Below are 15,598 nucleotides of genomic sequence, written 5' to 3' on the forward strand. Positions count from 1 at the left end.
GCTTCGGCTTCGGCTTCGGCTTCGGCTTCGGCTTCGGCTTCGGCTTCGGCTTCGGCTTCGGCTTCGGCTTCGGCTTCGGCTTCGGCTTCGGAAGTCAATTCGTCCGCAGCGTTATCCGCGTCAACGGATTTCTCATCCGAGACTGCATCACTTTCGGTCTCGGCGGCCTCTGCCACCTCTTCGACGCTGGGGTCTTCGACCGGTTCCTGATCGGGTTTCTTCTTATCAGCCACCGCGTTAATCCCCTTATCGATTCCCAAAACACATGAACAACAGACTAACCCAAGTTAATCTGCACCCGGCGCGCTCTCAACCCGCATCACGTGTTTCACGAGTTTTTTCACGGCTTTCTGCATTTTGTCCGGGGTCGGTTCATCCGCGATCTTCAGCCGCTCGAAACTCAGTGTTTTAAGGGGTTCCGCTGTGGCTTCGCTGATCGCGGCCAGCCACAGAGGCGCAGATCCGGCCCAGACATCGGCAAATTGTCGCGCTGTGCGGGGTGAAAATAGCGGGGCGATGATGGGCTGATCACCCTCGGCGGCGTGGGAAGCCTCATCACTCAGCGGCAGAAGTTGCTGTCGATAAATCGGCTGTTCTCGGGTGGTCAGCCCGGATTCAGTCAAACGCGCGGCCACGTTGCCACGGCTGTGTTCTCCGCGCAGATGCAGCAGCGGGCTGTTTGGCTTGAGTTTCAGCAGATTGGCCACCAGCCCTTCGGCCGTCGCACCCAGCATCTGAGCATCCCACCCTGCCGCCTGCGCTGCCTGCGTGGTCACCGGACCAACGCAATAGGCGGGCAGGCTGCGTTCCACATTCAATACGGCGGCGGCGTTCACGCCATTTGCCGAGGAAAAGATCAGTCCAGCAGAATCATCGGACTCAACCATGACACCCAGCGGTTCGATCTTTAACAAGGGTGAATGGATAACCGCGACTTGCGGCCGAATGTGGTCCGGCAGTTGCGCAACGAACCTGTCCGAGGCGGCGCGAGGGCGGGTCATCAACAAATACAACGGTCGGCGCCTTCGGCCTTGGGATTGTTTGCATCCGCGCGGGGTGATACCCCGCTTGGCAATCATGATGCAACGGATCAGGCCTATGGTGCAAACACTTACCGTCCTTGGACTGGAAAGCAGCTGCGACGATACCGCAGCCGCCGTTGTGCGGCAGGGCACAGGCGTAGGGGCCGAGATCCTGTCATCCGTGGTGCATGGCCAGACTGAGTTGCACAGCGCCTATGGTGGCGTTGTGCCTGAGATCGCAGCGCGTGCGCATGCGGAAAAGCTGGATATTTGCATCAAACAGGCTCTAACACACGCCGAAATTGGCTTAGATGATCTGGACGCTATCGCTGTCACCGCCGGTCCCGGCTTAATTGGCGGCGTAATATCCGGCGTGATGTGCGCAAAGGGCCTAAGCGCAGCAACCGGGTTGCCGCTAATCGGGGTGAACCATTTGGCCGGGCACGCGCTGACACCAAGACTGACCGACGAGATTGCTTTTCCCTACCTGATGCTGCTGGTCTCGGGTGGTCACTGCCAATATCTGATCGCTCATGGACCGGAACAGTTCACCCGCCTTGGGGGGACGATCGACGATGCCCCCGGAGAAGCCTTTGACAAGACCGCCCGTCTGTTGGGTCTGCCGCAACCCGGTGGCCCCTCGGTCGAGGCTGAGGCGCGCGCGGGTGATGCCAAACGTTTCCGCTTTCCCCGGCCCCTTCTGGATCGCCCCGGATGTGACCTGTCTTTTTCGGGACTCAAGACCGCGCTGATGCGGATGCGGGATAAGGTCGTAGCCGAAAAAGGGGGGCTGACCCGACAAGATCGCGCTGATCTGTGTGCCGGTTTTCAGCAGGCTATTGTTGATACCTTAGCTGAGAAAACCCGCCGCGCGATTGCCCAGTATCTTGAGACATCACCGTCAGAACCGGTTATTGCCGTTGCCGGAGGTGTCGCAGCAAATTCCGCTATTCGCTCAGCATTAGAGACTGTTTCTGCGGAAATGGGCGCCCGATTTACTGCCCCTCCGCTGGCTTTGTGCACTGATAATGCCGCAATGATCGCCTATGCGGGTATGGAACGATTCCGCACCGGTGCACGAGATGGGTTGGACCTGACGGCGCGGCCCCGCTGGCCCTTGGATCAAACCAGCCCTGCAATGCTGGGTAGCGGCAAAAAAGGGGCCAAGGCATGAGCGTGGCCGTCCTTGGTTCTGGCGCATTTGGAACCGCTCTGGCGATATCTTTGGCGGGCAATGGGCCTGTAACTCTCTGGTCACGAGATGCCGAGCAAGCAGCGCAGATGCGGCACGGGCGCGAGAACCCGCGACGATTGCCGGGCGTTACACTGCCCGCCAGTGTTTCAGTGACAGCTGAATTTGAACAAGCGGCGCAATCCGATGTGTTGTTACTGGCCGTCCCAATGCAAAAGCTGCGCGATGCGTTGACGCAATATACCGGCGAACTGGGTGGCAAGGTTTTGGTGGCTTGCTGCAAGGGGATCGAACTGTCCACGGGGCTGGGTCCCGTTGCAGTCATCCGTCAAACCGTTCCGGACGCACTTCCGGCCTTGCTGACTGGCCCCAGCTTTGCCGATGATATCGCGCGCGGTTTGCCTACGGCGTTGACGCTGGCTTGTGATGATGCCGAACTGGGTGAAGCGCTTCAGCAAGAGCTGACAACTGCCAATCTGCGTCTTTATCGTACCGCCGATACCATCGGGGCAGAGCTAGGTGGAGCGCTAAAGAATGTGATGGCTATTGGTTGCGGCGCGGCCATTGGTGCAGGGCTTGGCGATAGCGCCCGCGCTGCGTTGATCACGCGCGGATTTGCCGAGATGCAGCGCTTTGCCGCCCAGCGCGGGGCACGGCCCGATACGCTGATGGGGCTATCGGGGCTGGGTGATCTGGTTCTAACCTGCTCATCCGAATTGTCGCGAAACTATCGTTTTGGCCTTTGTTTGGGTCTAAACAAGCCATTTGACACCACGACAACCGTCGAAGGTGTCGCCACTGCGCAGGCCATGTCCGAAATCGCAGCGAGCGAAGGGTTAGACATGCCCATCAGCGCAACGGTGGCGAAACTCAGCAGCGGTGCCTACAGTGTCACCGACGCGATTCAGGCCCTGCTGGGTCGCCCACTCAAGGAGGAATAATATGCTCATCGCCCTGATCGCCCGGGATAAAGCTGGTGCCCTACAGACCCGGCTGGACAACCGCACCGCCCATCTGGCTTACATTGAAGAAACCGGTGTTGTGGCGCAGGCCGGGCCGTTACTGGACGGCGATGCGATGATCGGATCGCTGGTCATTCTGGATGTCGAGAATCTGGCCGCCGCTGAGGCCTGGGCCGCAAATGACCCCTACGCGCTGGCCGACCTGTTCGACTCGGTTGAATTGATCCCGTGGAAAAAGGTCATCGGCTGATGGCGTATTGGCTGTTCAAATCCGAACCCTCGACCTGGAGCTGGGATCAGCAGGTCGGCAAGGGGGACGCGGGCGAGGAATGGGATGGGGTGCGCAACTACCAGGCCCGCAATTTCATGCGTCAGATGCAGATTGGTGACCGGGGTTTTTTCTACCACTCGCAAAAGGACAAGGAGATTGTCGGCATTGTCGAAGTCTGTGCCGAGGCCCATCCCGACAGCACAACCGATGATGAGCGTTGGGAATGCGTGGATATCAAAGCCGTCCGGTCTTTCACAATTCCGGTCAAACTGGATCAGATCAAGGCGGATGAGCGTTTGGGTGAAATGGTTCTGGTCAAGAATTCACGCCTTTCAGTGCAGCCGGTCAGCGATACAGAATGGCAGTTGATCTGCGCTTTGGGCGAGACAGAGGCGGATTGAATGAAAAGGGAAGGCCCTGACGACTTCAGAACCTTCCCTACCCCGCGTGCTCCCAAGCTCACCACACGCATACGGAAATCTATTGGTTCTGACCGTCCTGGTCATGACCTGACCTTAGCCGATTTCAGAACCGCGCTTCAAACGCCAAGTATTTAGAGTTTCAATCAAATACAAAACACCCGCCGGTAAGACCGACGGGTGCTGAAATGGTTCTTGGCTGGATCAGCTATAGACCGATTCTTTGCCGAAATGCTTGGTCAGCATGTAATAGACGACAGCGCGGTACTTGTTACGCTCGGACATGCCATAGGTCTCCATGGCCTTGTTAATCCCTTCCATCAGTTCGGGACCATCCGACAGGCCCAGCTTTTTGATGAGGAAGTTGTTCTTGACCGTCTCAAGCTCGCCTTCCTGGCTGGCCGCCACTGTCGACGCATCCGCGTCATAGATCGCCGGACCGCAACCGATGGTGACCTTGGTCAGCAGGTCCATATCGGGGTCCATCCCGCATTTGCCTTTTAGATCTTCAGCGTATTTGGCGATCAATTCGTCGCGTTTGCCCATGTCCCAATCTCCTTAATCCATTGTCACGGAACTTTTTACCGATGCACGAGAGACTAGCCTTGTCGGCGGAATTCCCAAAAGGGAAAAATCACAAGGTTTCCCCCTAGGCTGAACTTCGCGGGACTCGGTGATTTGATTTTTTCAGATTTATTATTTAACATTTTTGTTAATTATGATTCCCGGAGGTCCCCATGCCCGTAACGTTACCGAATGAAACCACCGAATATCGGTTAGCTCGTAATGCACTTCTATCCGCCGAGCGGGACCTGAGAGCAAAGGTTGAAGAGGTCGCGGCCTTGCGCCGTTCTCTGCCAACCGGAGGCAAAACCCCTAACGATTATGCGTTCCGAGATCTGGCAGGCGAGGGTGCGCCTATGTCGTCGCTGTTTGGCGATAAGGATACGCTGATTATCTATTCGCTGATGTACGGACCCGACGCGGAACGCCCCTGCCCTATGTGTTCGGCGTTTCTGGATGGGCTGAACTCTCAGGTTCATCATCTGAAGCAGAACGCCTCGGTCGCCGTAGTGGCGCAGAATACGCCCGAAAAACTCTCGGCGCTCAAGGATGAGATGGGTTGGAATGCGCTGCCGCTCTACTCAGCATTAGGGACGAATTACCAACGTGACTATCTGGCCGAGACCGACGGGGGTGATCAGCTTCCCATCCTGAATGTCTTTCAACAGCTCCCTGATGGCATTCATCACTTCTGGAGTTCCGAGCTGTTCTTTGAACCCAGCGATTGGCATCCCCGGCACGTGGATGCGGCTTGGCCACTGTGGAATGTTCTGGATTTCACGCCACAGGGCCGCGGCGATTTTATCCCACCTCTACGCTGAGGTACTATCGGCAGTAGCCCCAGCCGGGCCCCTGCAGGTGGAAGTGATCGGCATGTAAGCGGTTGTAGTCAGGGCCAAGCACCACGCGGAACCAGTCACAGGCTCCGCGCCATATCTGGCGCAGAAAATCGGCCTCGGGCCCGTCAGCGTCCCAGTCAGCCAGCAGGTTCAAGCTGCGCCCGTCCGAGAGATCCATTCCGACGATGTCGATCGCGTCCGCAGTGGCGTGACTGCTCCAACCATTGTCTTGTCCTTGCGCGGTCCGCATCCGGCGGCAGTTATAGCTGCCGATCTGGCGCATTCTGCTGACGGAAGTCCCCAGTAGTTGCTGCGCAGCGGGTTGCACAACATGGTGTTCCCACATGACAAGCCGCAAAGTTGTGGCACACCGGGTCTCGACTGCAGTGACGCGGGCGTTCACCAGACCGGACAACCGGCCGCGTCCCTCGATTCCGCAATTCTGGTCCACCACCAGATCGTCCAGCGGATCAAACCGAGCTCCAGCCTCGGCCAAGGCTGCACGGCATAAAGCGTCATCCGCCAGTGCGCGGTTCAACTGGTAGGGAGTGACCGGAGTCACTGGCGCGGTCACGGTCAGATCACGCAGCGGGTTCCAGTGCGGGGGTACAGGCGTATTGGGATGGGCAAGCAGCCACCAAACGCCGCCGCCCAACAAGGTCAACAGCGTTAAGAGGCCGAAAAGAAAAGACGCCGCCGAAAGCAGGATTCGGCGGCGTGTGGAAGGCTTGGTCATGCGTCTTTCGCACTTAGTAGCGGTAGTGTTCCGGCTTGTATGGGCCTTCGGGTTTTACGCCGATATAGGCCGCCTGATCGCTGTCCATCTGGGTCAGCTTAACGCCGATCCGGTCCAGATGAAGACGGGCAACTTTTTCGTCCAGATGCTTGGGCAGGATGTAGACTTCGTTCTTGTATTCATCGCCTTTGGTGAACAGCTCGATCTGGGCCAGGACTTGGTTGGTGAAAGAGGCCGACATCACGAACGAGGGGTGACCGGTGGCGTTGCCAAGGTTCAGCAAGCGACCTTCGGACAGCAGGATAATGCGGTTGCCCGAGGGCATCTCGATCATGTCCACCTGTTCCTTGATGTTGGTCCATTTGTGGTTCTTCAGGCTGGCCACCTGAATTTCGTTGTCGAAATGGCCGATGTTGCCGACGATCGCCATGTCCTTCATCTCGCGCATATGCTCGATGCGGATCACGTCCTTGTTGCCGGTGGTGGTGATGAAGATATCCGCGTTTGCGACTTCGTCTTCCAGCAGGGTGACTTCGAACCCGTCCATGGCCGCTTGCAGCGCGCAAATCGGGTCGACCTCGGTCACTTTCACGCGGGCGCCTGCGCCACGCAGCGAAGCCGCCGATCCTTTGCCCACGTCACCATAGCCGCAGACCACGGCAACCTTACCGGCCATCATGGTGTCGGTGGCGCGGCGAATACCGTCTACCAGCGATTCCTTGCAGCCGTATTTGTTGTCGAACTTCGACTTGGTGACCGAGTCGTTCACGTTGATCGCCGGGAACGGCAGGTGGCCATCTTTCACCAGCTGATACAGGCGGTTTACACCGGTGGTGGTTTCTTCAGAGACGCCTTGGATCTGGTCGCGCATTTTGGTGAACCAGCCCGGAGACGCGGCCATGCGCTTGGCGATCTGCTTTTTGATCACCTCTTCCTCTTCCGAACCCGGAACAGGGATAATGTCCTCTCCTGCCTCGGCACGTGCACCCAGCAGGATGTACAGCGTCGCGTCGCCGCCATCGTCCAGGATCATGTTGGGGCCTTCGTCGAACAGGAAGGATTTGTCCAGATAATCCCAATGCTCTTCCAGCGTCTGGCCCTTGATGGCGAAAACGGGAATACCAGCCTCGGCAATCGCCGCCGCCGCGTGGTCCTGCGTCGAGAAGATGTTGCACGACGCCCAGCGTACATCCGCGCCCAGCGCCACCAGCGTTTCGATCAGAACGGCGGTTTGGATGGTCATATGCAGCGAACCGACGATCCGCGCGCCTTTCAGCGGCTTGCTTTCGCCATATTCGGCGCGCAGGGACATCAGGCCCGGCATTTCCGTTTCAGCGATATTCAGCTCTTTGCGGCCAAACTCGGCCATTGAAATGTCTTTAACGATATAGTCCCCGGCCATCAGGTACTCCACTCCGGCAATTCACAGTCCGAAGTGCCACTAGCATCCCTTGCGGGATGAGGCAATGAAGATGGCCGGAAACAGGAAGTCTGGTGACAAAATATCAGCTTGGCGTACCCTCTGCCTTGATTTTGGGGATCGCTTCAAAAAAATCAGTGCCAACGGCGACAATACAACTCATGCCGTTCGCCTGGGTCACCAAAACGGTATAACTTCCCGTTTCCTTCGAGGTCCAAACCTCCATGACCGTCTGCCCGCCACGTGATTTCTGAAGACCGCCAAAGGTTAATTCCTCGGAGTAATTGTCTTGCAGTTTGGTAATCACGTGCTCGCGCTCTGCGCAGTTCTGGGCAAAGGCGGGTGGCGCGGTTGCGGCCATTCCGAAGGTCAGGGTTATTGCAAACAAACGCTTGAACATAGCAAGCTCCTTTCGATACGAGTTTCGTTTCGAGAGGGCGCAACTGGGAGGAGTCAGCACCCCCCTCAGTCCTTGATGTCGGGATCGTATCGCGCAGGTTCAAAGCACGAATGCTCAAGAAATTGTTGGCAGCATGTGATCCAGACAGATACATCATACCACAAGAACGCGAATTGAACGTGTCCCAGTTCACAAGGCATGGTAAAATGGCAACACAACCCAGAGCGTGGCAAAGAATGCTGTCGGGCCGTCGGCTGGATTTGCTGGACCCGACACCCGTGGATATCGAGATCGAAGATATCGCGCACGGGCTGGCCTTTGTGGCGCGGTGGAACGGTCAGACCAACGGGGATTTTGCCTATTCCGTTGCCGAGCATTCCTTGCTGGTGGAAGAGCTTTTTGGCCGCATCGCACCAAATGCACCGACGAAATGGCGATTGGCGGCACTGTTACACGATGCCCCCGAATATGTGATTGGTGACATGATCTCTCCGGTGAAATCCGCCGTTGGCCCGGATTATGGTGATTTAGACGACCGGCTGGCTGCTGCGATTCATATACGTTTTGGGTTGCCCGCCGTGGTACCAAAAACAGTGAAACGCCAGATCAAGAAGGCGGACAAGATCAGCGCCTGGATGGAGGCGACGCGGATCGCGGGTTTTTCTGATACCGAAGCATCAAAGTTCTTTGGTCGCCCGGACAAGGCAATATTAGAGGGGTTGCAGATCAAACTGCGTCCCCCGATTGAGGTGCGGCAGGCCTATACCGCGCGGCATAAGGAACTGTTGGGCAGCATTTAGGTCGCCAATAGATCAGCGGCACAGCGTGTGCTAATTTTCCGCTAAAACAAGACCATAATCGGACGCAGGTTCAGATGAGCGACGCAGACAGCCAGATACCGGTCACGAACGCGCAGATGGAATATGCCAACGCGTGTTTACGTGAAGCGTACAATCTGACAGGCCGAGGGCGGGTGCGCAATCTGATCCGAAAGTCACTGCTGCCACAGTTGATCGCCTACCGGGGCATTCGAATCCACCTGCACCCTTATGACAATTTCAGCGAATTCTCTCTTTGGCAGAAGGGCCGGTCCCCGGAAGAGCTTGAGCTGAATTGGCTGAAAGAAAGCTTTGCGGGGAAGACTCTCAAGGTTTTGGATATCGGGGCAAATTTTGGTCTGTATTCACTTTTCTTGTCGTCAATTCTTAGCCCGGACTCCCGGATTCATGCGTTTGAGCCTAATCCGACACTGGCCGAACGCCTCAGCAATAATTGCTCTCTGAACGGATTTGGCAACGTGGAGCTGAACACTTTCGCGATCGCGGGCGAAACTGGTGAAGCGACGCTTATTATAGAAAAGCGGGGCGACACGGCCACCAATCTTGGTCAGGCGCGCTTGGCAAACGACCCAGCGTATCTGGAGCTATCAAAATACGATACGATTGAGGTGCAGACCCGAACACTGCTTGAGCTTACACATCTGCATGATGCCGATTTTGCCAAGCTTGATGTTGAAGGGCACGAGCCGAACATTCTTATGCCTTTTCTTGAAAGCGCAGAAGATGCAGCGCTTCCCCAATATCTACAGCTGGAAACCGTGAATCTTGGTGATAGCGCCGAACGCCTGTTTGCCTCACTTTCCGATCGTGGCTATGAAAATGCCTTTCAAACTCAACGTAATATCATCTTCAGAAGATAGGCCGTGCAAGGGAGAACCGCGATCATGATCAAACCCACTCAGGCCAAGCCGATATGAAGGTCGGGCTGTTCTCCTGCGCCAAGGATGAAGGGCCGTTTATTCTTGAGTGGATCGCGTATCATCTGCTGATCGGGTTCGATCCGATCCTCATTTACAGCAATGACTCGACAGACGGCACCACGGAACTGCTGGATTCGTTGGATAAGAACGGGGTCATTTCCCATGTTCTGCAGGACTTGAAACCGGGGCAGGCACCGCAGCATACCGCGGCGGAAACAGCCTATGCGCATCCTTCGCTTGACGATGCCGATTGGCTGATTTGGCTTGATAGCGATGAGTTTCTGTTCTGTGCAGATGATGAAAATCATGTCGCAGGTCTCGTTGAACGCTGTTCTGACATCGCCGAAGGCGTCGCGTTGAATTGGTTGGTCTTTGGGGATGGCGGCAACGACAAGTGGGAACCGGGTTTGGTTACTCAGCAGTTCTTAAGACGCGCCGATTCAGGTCATGACTTGCATCACTATTTCAAAACGCTCTTTCGAAAATCCGATAAAATACGAGGGTTTGGCCTGCATCGGCCCCACTTGCGGTCAGACTTTCGGGATGATGGATCTCAATTTGTAAATGCAACCGGCTTGCCGATGCACGAACACATGTATCGATCGGGATCTCGGCGAAGACATGCGCTGGGTGCCGCGCCAGAGCATCTGTCCACACATGATTGGGCTGCCGTCTTTCACTACCCGGTGAAAACGCGCGACAGTTTCGAGCTCAAGCGGCAGCGCGGGCAAGGCACCAAAGCAAATGATGCACCCAACCGATCCAGCCGGTTTCGCGAAAGGTACTGGAACAAATACAACCAGAACAGTGTTGTGGATGACCGAATGCTGGCGATGGGCGACAGGCTGCAGGCCAAGGTGGATGAGCTGCTGTCATTACCTGGGGTTGGTCGCGCGCACGCGTCCTGTCTCAGGATTTATGCTCAGAGCGTTCAAAGGACCTCTCAACCTTCGACACATTGATTTGAGAAGTGAGAATAGAATCTGTCGTATCGTTTAATACTGAACAAATAGCATAGCGCGGGCATAGAAGATCAGCGTGCGGATTGGGGGCAGATCAGGTTAGGATCGCCGGATTAGTTGCGCGGGTTTCTTCACGCCGTACGGACCGCTAGTGCTACGAACGTCGAGTGAACTACTGCCAGCCGGGCGACATCGATCGCGGCGGGCAGCAGATTGGATCGGATCCAATGTCGGTTCCTGTTTAACCACTCAGCCTAGATCGAAGATCTCGGTCGGCAAAACGGCGGCGGGGATTTCAACTTCGGCCATTGCCTCCTCTGGAAGGGAAAGGTCAGGGAAGACCGGAGCTTCGATAGGGAAAACACTTTCAGGTTGCTCCGGCAAGTCGGGCATCCCGGCATCATCGGGCGCGCCAACTTCGGGAAAGTCCAACTCCAGCTCAAAGAGCTTCTCAATTGCCTTCTGAGACGGGTTCGGCTTCATATTGGGTTTCATATCAGATGATCCTTCGGACAGATTTCCTATTCCGCCAGCAGCGTGGCGGCATCGTTGCTGGAACAACGACGTAACAATGCCAAAGGATATTTGAACACGCTTTGAACACATTGTTCACATAGCGTTAACTTTGTTCACAATAGACCAACAATTCCCCCAAAGCGGCGGGCGATGCCTATCTTCCGGGTTGACGGTTCAAGAGTCTGCACAAATCAACGAGGACTACGCTTCGCCAGAATCCTCTGCAGCGTTCTGCGGTGCATGTTCAACCGGCGTGCGGTTTCCGAGACGTTCCGGTCGCACAGCTCATAGACGCGCTGGATATGTTCCCAGCGGACGCGGTCAGCGCTCATGGGGTTTTCCGGCGGCGGGGGCAGTTCATCGCCCTTGGCCAGCAAAGCATTGGTGATATCGGTGGCGTCGGCGGGTTTGGACAGATAGTCGGTCGCACCAATTTTGACCGCCGCTACGGCGGTGGCGATGGCGCCATAACCGGTCAGAACCACAACCCGGCTGTCGGGACGTTTTTCGCGCAGCACTTCGACCACATCCAGCCCATTGCCATCTTCAAGCCGCAGATCGACAACGGCGTAGGCGGGCGGGCGGGCTGTGGAAATGGCGCGGCCTGCGGCGACGGAGCCTGCGGTTTCAACCTCGAATCCGCGTTTCTCCATGGCCTTGGCCAGACGTCTCAGAAACGGCTCGTCATCATCTACCAGCAGCAGCGATTTGTCGGGGCCGATTTCAAGCTGGGAACTGTCTGCCATATGTGGGTCTTTCCGCTATTTCATGCCTCTTGGCTTAAACATGAGTAATAGCAGCGCCATTCCAAAGGTCAAACCGACTGTTGAGGATCAGGCCTGATCAAGAAAGCAGCCAATCTTGTCCGCCATCTGCTCGGCCGTTTCATCGCGTTTGAAAAATTCCAGAAACCCGTCCTCGGGCGTCATCAGATAGGTAAAGGTCGAGTGGTCGACCAAATAATACTCATCGCTTTTGTCTTGGGCCTTGTAATAGGTCTTGTACGCCTTGCTGGCCGCCTTGATCTGCTCGGGCGATCCGGTCAGGCCAATCACGCGTTCATGCAGGTTGAATGCGAAATCGCCCACAACCTCGGGGGTATCGCGATCCGGGTCTATCGAGATGAACAACGGCGTCACCGACTGACCGCGCTCTGCCAGCAAATCGATCGTGTCGACATTGCGCGACATGTCAAAGGGGCAAACATCCGGGCAGAAGGTATAACCGAAGTAGACAAGCGTGGGCTCGGTGATCACATCCTTGTCGGTTACCGTCTCACCCTTGGCGTTAAGCAGTTCGAACGGCCCGCCGATCGCCGCGCTCCCGCCCGCGATCTGAGACGAGCGGCACTGAGCGAATTTGTCGTCCGCGCCGCCCCGCGTCAACAGCCACATGGCGCCAAGACCAATTGCAAGAACAACAGTTGCGAGAATAGCATAAAGACGAACCATGGCGCGTATCCTGATACGAAAGGGGATGTTGATCGATTCTGCCGGGACACCTATCAACATGTCGGACCGACGCAATAGGACATAATCGACAGATGACGAATTCCAACACCAGTCTTTGGCGTGGGCAGGAGCGCAGTACCTGGATCAGGCTGCGCACGCTGATCCTGCTGCGATGGGTCGCCATTATCGGCCAGTTTACGGCCATCACGGTTGCACAGAAATATTACGACGTTCAGCTTGAGCTGGCATTGTGTTATTTCGTCATCGGCATTTCGGTGATGGGTAACCTCACGGCCATTCTGTTGTTTCCCGAAAACAAGCGCTTGTCGGAATTCGAGAACTTCCTGATGGTGCTGTTCGATCTGCTGCAGCTGTCGATCCTGTTGTATCTGACGGGGGGGCTAAACAACCCGTTTGCGCTGCTGTTGCTGGGTCCGGTGACGATTTCTGCAAATGTAATGAGCACCCGCTCGACCCTGATCATCGGCAGCGTTGCGGTGATCCTGACCACGTTGCTGGCGCAATTCCACCTCCCGCTGAGAACCAATCTGGGGTTGGTGCTGGATATCCCCGATATTTTGCTGTTCGGAAACTGGGCGGCGATTATCATCGCCATCGTTTTCATCGGCGCCTATTCGCACCGCATCAGTTCCGAAGTTCAATCGATGTCCGAAGCACTCTCAGCCACCCATATGGCGCTGGCGCGCGAGCAAAAGCTGACTGATCTTGGTGGTGTGGTGGCCGCAGCCGCGCATGAGTTGGGTACGCCGCTGGCAACGATCAAGCTGGCCAGTTCAGAACTGATCGAAGAGCTGGACGACCGGCCTGAGCTGATGGAGGACGCAGCCTTGATCCGCGAACAGGCCGACCGCTGCCGCGACATCCTGCGCGATATGGGCCGAGCTGGGAAAGATGACTTGCACCTGCGTCAGGCGCCTCTGTCCACCGTGATCCATGAAGCGGCAGAGCCACATATCAATCGTGGTAAAGTGGTGCATTTCGACGAAGGACCAGTTGCGGATGGCGATGTGCAGCAGCCCTCGATTCTGCGCAAGCCCGAGATCATTCACGGGCTGCGCAACCTGATCCAGAACGCAGTGGATTTCGCCCAGTCGACGGTCTGGGTCGAAGCTGAATGGACCTCTGACCGGATTAGCGTTTCGATCATGGATGATGGGCGCGGCTACCCCTCCCACATCATTGGTCGGATTGGTGACCCATTCATGCGCCGCCGACGCGCCGATCGCAGTAGTCGGCCGGAATACGAAGGCATGGGGCTAGGTCTGTTCATCGCCAAAACCCTGCTGGAACGCAGCGGTGCCGAACTGAGCTTCGCCAATGGCGCGGACCCTTATCAGACCCTGACTGACCAACCGGACCGCAGGGGGGCGATCGTCAATGTCGTTTGGCCGCGCAAGCTGATCGACGCGCAAACCGGGGACACTCCGGTTCCCTCGGGCGCCAACCAACCGTTCCAGATTTGAGTTAAGACCCCGTTAACCATTGTTGTTCATATAGATTCAATCGTTTTACCCGGGGGTTGGAGCAATGGCCGAATGGATCGTTCTGGCCGCAATCAGTGTGGTTTCGGCCAGCTTTGCGATATTGTGGCTCTTGCCACGCCATCAGGCCAAAACAAGAGATTTCGGGCTGTCAGCGCCCGGAGCGCTGTTCGATGTTGTCTTCCTGTTCGATGGCGACCGGTTGATCAGCCACTCCGATATTGCGCTGGCAGGTTACGAATCCGTCAGCAACTGGGCTGATCTGCGGCGTTTGCTGCAACGTGATTTTCCCGCTTTCCCCGAAACGCCCGAGATTGTCCGGTCCGGGGGCAACATCGCCGTTTCAGCCATCGACTGCACAGTCGAGCGCGAGGTTCTGTGCGAATGGATCGACGGTATCATTCGGGTTCAATTACGTGATCTGACGGGGACCATCCCTGCGCCACGCCGTGACCAGCGCGATCCAATTCGTTTGGCGATGGAGCAGGCGCCCTACCCTGTTTGGCTGATAGATCACCGTGATAAGGTGGGCTGGTGCAATGCGGCCTATGTACGGTTGGTTCGCAAGATCGCGGGACCGGATGCCGATCTGACGGACCCTCTGTTTCCTTCTCACAGGGACGTGGCGCAGCTGAGTCGAAAAACCCGTGTCTCGATTCCGGTCAGGGACAGCGATGCCAAGCTCTGGTTTGACCTGACCCAGGTCGCACACGAACAGGATCAGTTGTGTTACGCGGTCGATATCAACGCGATTGTCGAAGCCGAGACAGCGCAGCGCAAGTTTGTGCAGACCATGACCAAGACCTTCGCGCAGCTCTCCATTGGTCTGGCGATCTTTGACCGCAACCGGCAACTGGCCCTGTTCAATCCAGCGCTGATCGATCTGACCACCCTGCCACCCGACTTCCTGAGCCTGCGCCCAAGCCTGTCCAGCTTTTTTGACCGGCTTCGCGACCAGCATATGATGCCCGAGCCTAAGAACTATCGCAGTTGGCGGCGCCAGATGAACGACCTTCTGGAGGCGGCACAGGACGGAAACTATCAGGAAACCTGGTCGCTGCCATCAGGATCGGTCTATTCCGTCAGTGGTCGCCCGCATCCCGATGGGGCCGTGGCTTTCCTGTTCGAAGATATCACCGCCGAAATCACACTGACCCGACGGTTCCGCGCTGAAACGGACCTTATGCAATCCATTCTGGACAAGCTGGCTGATGCCATCGCGGTGTTTTCGGATGACGGTTCGCTGGCGATCACAAATTACGCCTATCAGGTGTTGTGGGGCGACAGCGGCGAAGTAGGATTCGAACCAGCAACGGTGCTGGAAATCACACGCCAATGGCAGGAGCACTGCACCGCCACGCCGATCCTTGGCGAGATCCGCGAATTCGTCACCGCGCGCGAGAATCGGGCCGAATGGTCGGCTGAACTGATCCTAAAATCCGGCGGCTCTTTGAACTGCACGGTCAGCCCCATGCAAAACGGGGCAACAATTGTCCGTTTCGCCTCGGACAACCCGGTCAGGAACATCACGGAAATACAAAGAATCAGCGCCTGAACCGGTTGCAGCCGACCCGGCGCAGGTT

The 15,598-nt window shown here is 56.7% G+C and carries 18 protein-coding genes and 1 pseudogene; 10 read left to right on the forward strand and 9 right to left on the reverse strand.

Translation table 11 applies throughout. From position 1 onward, the window contains the following. Positions 1–233: pseudogene (locus ACR0AH_RS20215) on the reverse strand (hypothetical protein); the annotation flags it as partial. 54 nt (positions 234–287) lie between these two features. Next, positions 288–1,001: a uroporphyrinogen-III synthase gene (locus ACR0AH_RS20220; RefSeq protein WP_170733777.1), complete on the reverse strand. Its 714-nt coding sequence runs from the start codon at positions 999–1,001 to the stop codon at positions 288–290. A 97-nt stretch (positions 1,002–1,098) separates the two neighbouring features. Here ACR0AH_RS20220 and tsaD point away from each other — a divergent pair, with 97 nt between their 5' ends. From tsaD to ACR0AH_RS20240, 4 genes are read left to right on the forward strand one after another with little or no spacing between them, the layout of a single operon-like run. Beyond that, positions 1,099–2,196 carry a tRNA (adenosine(37)-N6)-threonylcarbamoyltransferase complex transferase subunit TsaD gene (gene tsaD / locus ACR0AH_RS20225; protein WP_480593507.1) on the forward strand — a complete coding sequence of 366 codons (1,098 nt, stop codon included), beginning with the start codon at positions 1,099–1,101 and terminating at the stop codon, positions 2,194–2,196. Then, positions 2,193–3,155 (forward strand): NAD(P)H-dependent glycerol-3-phosphate dehydrogenase, encoded by a 963-nt coding sequence (locus ACR0AH_RS20230; protein WP_170733775.1) that lies wholly within the window; start codon positions 2,193–2,195, stop codon positions 3,153–3,155. The genes tsaD and ACR0AH_RS20230 overlap by 4 nt, the downstream gene beginning before the upstream one ends. 1 nt (position 3,156) lies before the next feature. Next, on the forward strand, positions 3,157–3,426 hold the full coding sequence (locus tag ACR0AH_RS20235; RefSeq protein ID WP_170397914.1) for a YciI family protein: 270 nt from the start codon (positions 3,157–3,159) through the stop codon (positions 3,424–3,426). Next, positions 3,426–3,848 carry an EVE domain-containing protein gene (locus ACR0AH_RS20240; RefSeq protein WP_170397911.1) on the forward strand — a complete coding sequence of 141 codons (423 nt, stop codon included), beginning with the start codon at positions 3,426–3,428 and terminating at the stop codon, positions 3,846–3,848. Before ACR0AH_RS20235 ends, ACR0AH_RS20240 begins: the two co-directional genes overlap by 1 nt. 222 nt (positions 3,849–4,070) lie before the next feature. Here the strand turns inward: ACR0AH_RS20240 and ACR0AH_RS20245 are convergent, their stop codons facing one another. After that, on the reverse strand, positions 4,071–4,412 hold the full coding sequence (locus ACR0AH_RS20245; RefSeq protein WP_170397892.1) for a DUF2853 family protein: 342 nt from the start codon (positions 4,410–4,412) through the stop codon (positions 4,071–4,073). 191 nt (positions 4,413–4,603) lie between these two features. On the opposite strand from ACR0AH_RS20245, the gene ACR0AH_RS20250 reads away from it, so the two are divergent. After that, complete coding sequence (locus ACR0AH_RS20250) at positions 4,604–5,251, forward strand: DUF899 family protein (RefSeq protein WP_170397890.1); 648 nt, start codon at positions 4,604–4,606, stop codon at positions 5,249–5,251. Between the two features lie 4 nt (positions 5,252–5,255). Here ACR0AH_RS20250 and ACR0AH_RS20255 read toward each other — a convergent pair whose 3' ends face one another. From ACR0AH_RS20255 to ACR0AH_RS20265, 3 genes are all read right to left on the reverse strand, one after another. Next, positions 5,256–6,005 carry an extensin-like domain-containing protein gene (locus tag ACR0AH_RS20255; protein WP_480593489.1) on the reverse strand — a complete coding sequence of 250 codons (750 nt, stop codon included), beginning with the start codon at positions 6,003–6,005 and terminating at the stop codon, positions 5,256–5,258. Between the two features lie 13 nt (positions 6,006–6,018). Continuing rightward, positions 6,019–7,407, reverse strand: a complete 1,389-nt coding sequence (ahcY, locus tag ACR0AH_RS20260) for an adenosylhomocysteinase (RefSeq protein WP_170733772.1) — start codon at positions 7,405–7,407, stop codon at positions 6,019–6,021. Between the two features lie 103 nt (positions 7,408–7,510). Beyond that, positions 7,511–7,825, reverse strand: a complete 315-nt coding sequence (locus ACR0AH_RS20265) for a hypothetical protein (RefSeq protein WP_170397881.1) — start codon at positions 7,823–7,825, stop codon at positions 7,511–7,513. Positions 7,826–8,031: 206 nt separating this feature from the next. Between ACR0AH_RS20265 and ACR0AH_RS20270 the strand changes: the two genes are divergently transcribed. The 3 genes from ACR0AH_RS20270 (at position 8,032) to ACR0AH_RS20280 (ending at position 10,546) form a co-directional block, all read left to right on the forward strand. Beyond that, a complete protein-coding gene (locus ACR0AH_RS20270) occupies positions 8,032–8,625 on the forward strand; it encodes an HD domain-containing protein (RefSeq protein WP_170733771.1) in 594 nt (197 codons plus the stop codon). Positions 8,626–8,798: 173 nt separating this feature from the next. Continuing rightward, positions 8,799–9,524, forward strand: a complete 726-nt coding sequence (locus tag ACR0AH_RS20275; protein ID WP_480439603.1) for an FkbM family methyltransferase — start codon at positions 8,799–8,801, stop codon at positions 9,522–9,524. A gap of 53 nt (positions 9,525–9,577) precedes the next feature. Further along, positions 9,578–10,546 (forward strand): glycosyltransferase family 2 protein, encoded by a 969-nt coding sequence (locus ACR0AH_RS20280; RefSeq protein ID WP_480593490.1) that lies wholly within the window; start codon positions 9,578–9,580, stop codon positions 10,544–10,546. A gap of 249 nt (positions 10,547–10,795) precedes the next feature. Here ACR0AH_RS20280 and ACR0AH_RS20285 read toward each other — a convergent pair whose 3' ends face one another. From ACR0AH_RS20285 to ACR0AH_RS20295, 3 genes are all read right to left on the reverse strand, one after another. After that, a complete protein-coding gene (locus ACR0AH_RS20285) occupies positions 10,796–11,041 on the reverse strand; it encodes a hypothetical protein (protein ID WP_480593492.1) in 246 nt (81 codons plus the stop codon). A gap of 212 nt (positions 11,042–11,253) precedes the next feature. Further along, the gene (locus ACR0AH_RS20290) at positions 11,254–11,808 is read right to left on the reverse strand and encodes an ActR/PrrA/RegA family redox response regulator transcription factor (RefSeq protein ID WP_039542641.1); all 555 of its coding nucleotides are present in this window, start codon (positions 11,806–11,808) and stop codon (positions 11,254–11,256) included. 87 nt (positions 11,809–11,895) lie between these two features. Continuing rightward, complete coding sequence (locus ACR0AH_RS20295; RefSeq protein WP_170625366.1) at positions 11,896–12,513, reverse strand: SCO family protein; 618 nt, start codon at positions 12,511–12,513, stop codon at positions 11,896–11,898. A 92-nt stretch (positions 12,514–12,605) separates the two neighbouring features. Here ACR0AH_RS20295 and regB point away from each other — a divergent pair, with 92 nt between their 5' ends. Next, entirely contained in the window at positions 12,606–13,997 is a 1,392-nt protein-coding gene (gene regB, locus ACR0AH_RS20300; RefSeq protein ID WP_170397866.1) for a sensor histidine kinase RegB, read from the forward strand. A gap of 64 nt (positions 13,998–14,061) precedes the next feature. Further along, the gene (locus ACR0AH_RS20305) at positions 14,062–15,570 is read left to right on the forward strand and encodes a PAS-domain containing protein (protein WP_480593493.1); all 1,509 of its coding nucleotides are present in this window, start codon (positions 14,062–14,064) and stop codon (positions 15,568–15,570) included. Positions 15,571–15,598: the final 28 nt, after the last annotated feature.

Source organism: Ruegeria sp. AM5, from assembly GCF_056540645.1.

What these genes read in the sequence shown, in the direction of transcription:
- ACR0AH_RS20220 (WP_170733777.1), bottom strand. Translation starts at nt 1,001, where the DNA reads ATGACCCGCCCTCGCGCCGCCTCGGACAGGTTCGTTGCGCAACTGCCG.
- ACR0AH_RS20270 (WP_170733771.1), top strand. Translation starts at nt 8,032, where the DNA reads ATGGCAACACAACCCAGAGCGTGGCAAAGAATGCTGTCGGGCCGTCGG.
- tsaD (WP_480593507.1), top strand. Translation starts at nt 1,099, where the DNA reads ATGGTGCAAACACTTACCGTCCTTGGACTGGAAAGCAGCTGCGACGAT.
- ACR0AH_RS20295 (WP_170625366.1), bottom strand. Translation starts at nt 12,513, where the DNA reads ATGGTTCGTCTTTATGCTATTCTCGCAACTGTTGTTCTTGCAATTGGT.
- ACR0AH_RS20305 (WP_480593493.1), top strand. Translation starts at nt 14,062, where the DNA reads ATGGCCGAATGGATCGTTCTGGCCGCAATCAGTGTGGTTTCGGCCAGC.
- ACR0AH_RS20245 (WP_170397892.1), bottom strand. Translation starts at nt 4,412, where the DNA reads ATGGGCAAACGCGACGAATTGATCGCCAAATACGCTGAAGATCTAAAA.
- ACR0AH_RS20230 (WP_170733775.1), top strand. Translation starts at nt 2,193, where the DNA reads ATGAGCGTGGCCGTCCTTGGTTCTGGCGCATTTGGAACCGCTCTGGCG.
- ACR0AH_RS20250 (WP_170397890.1), top strand. Translation starts at nt 4,604, where the DNA reads ATGCCCGTAACGTTACCGAATGAAACCACCGAATATCGGTTAGCTCGT.
- ahcY (WP_170733772.1), bottom strand. Translation starts at nt 7,407, where the DNA reads ATGGCCGGGGACTATATCGTTAAAGACATTTCAATGGCCGAGTTTGGC.
- ACR0AH_RS20280 (WP_480593490.1), top strand. Translation starts at nt 9,578, where the DNA reads ATGAAGGTCGGGCTGTTCTCCTGCGCCAAGGATGAAGGGCCGTTTATT.
- ACR0AH_RS20285 (WP_480593492.1), bottom strand. Translation starts at nt 11,041, where the DNA reads ATGAAACCCAATATGAAGCCGAACCCGTCTCAGAAGGCAATTGAGAAG.
- ACR0AH_RS20290 (WP_039542641.1), bottom strand. Translation starts at nt 11,808, where the DNA reads ATGGCAGACAGTTCCCAGCTTGAAATCGGCCCCGACAAATCGCTGCTG.
- ACR0AH_RS20255 (WP_480593489.1), bottom strand. Translation starts at nt 6,005, where the DNA reads ATGACCAAGCCTTCCACACGCCGCCGAATCCTGCTTTCGGCGGCGTCT.
- ACR0AH_RS20265 (WP_170397881.1), bottom strand. Translation starts at nt 7,825, where the DNA reads ATGTTCAAGCGTTTGTTTGCAATAACCCTGACCTTCGGAATGGCCGCA.
- regB (WP_170397866.1), top strand. Translation starts at nt 12,606, where the DNA reads ATGACGAATTCCAACACCAGTCTTTGGCGTGGGCAGGAGCGCAGTACC.
- ACR0AH_RS20235 (WP_170397914.1), top strand. Translation starts at nt 3,157, where the DNA reads ATGCTCATCGCCCTGATCGCCCGGGATAAAGCTGGTGCCCTACAGACC.
- ACR0AH_RS20240 (WP_170397911.1), top strand. Translation starts at nt 3,426, where the DNA reads ATGGCGTATTGGCTGTTCAAATCCGAACCCTCGACCTGGAGCTGGGAT.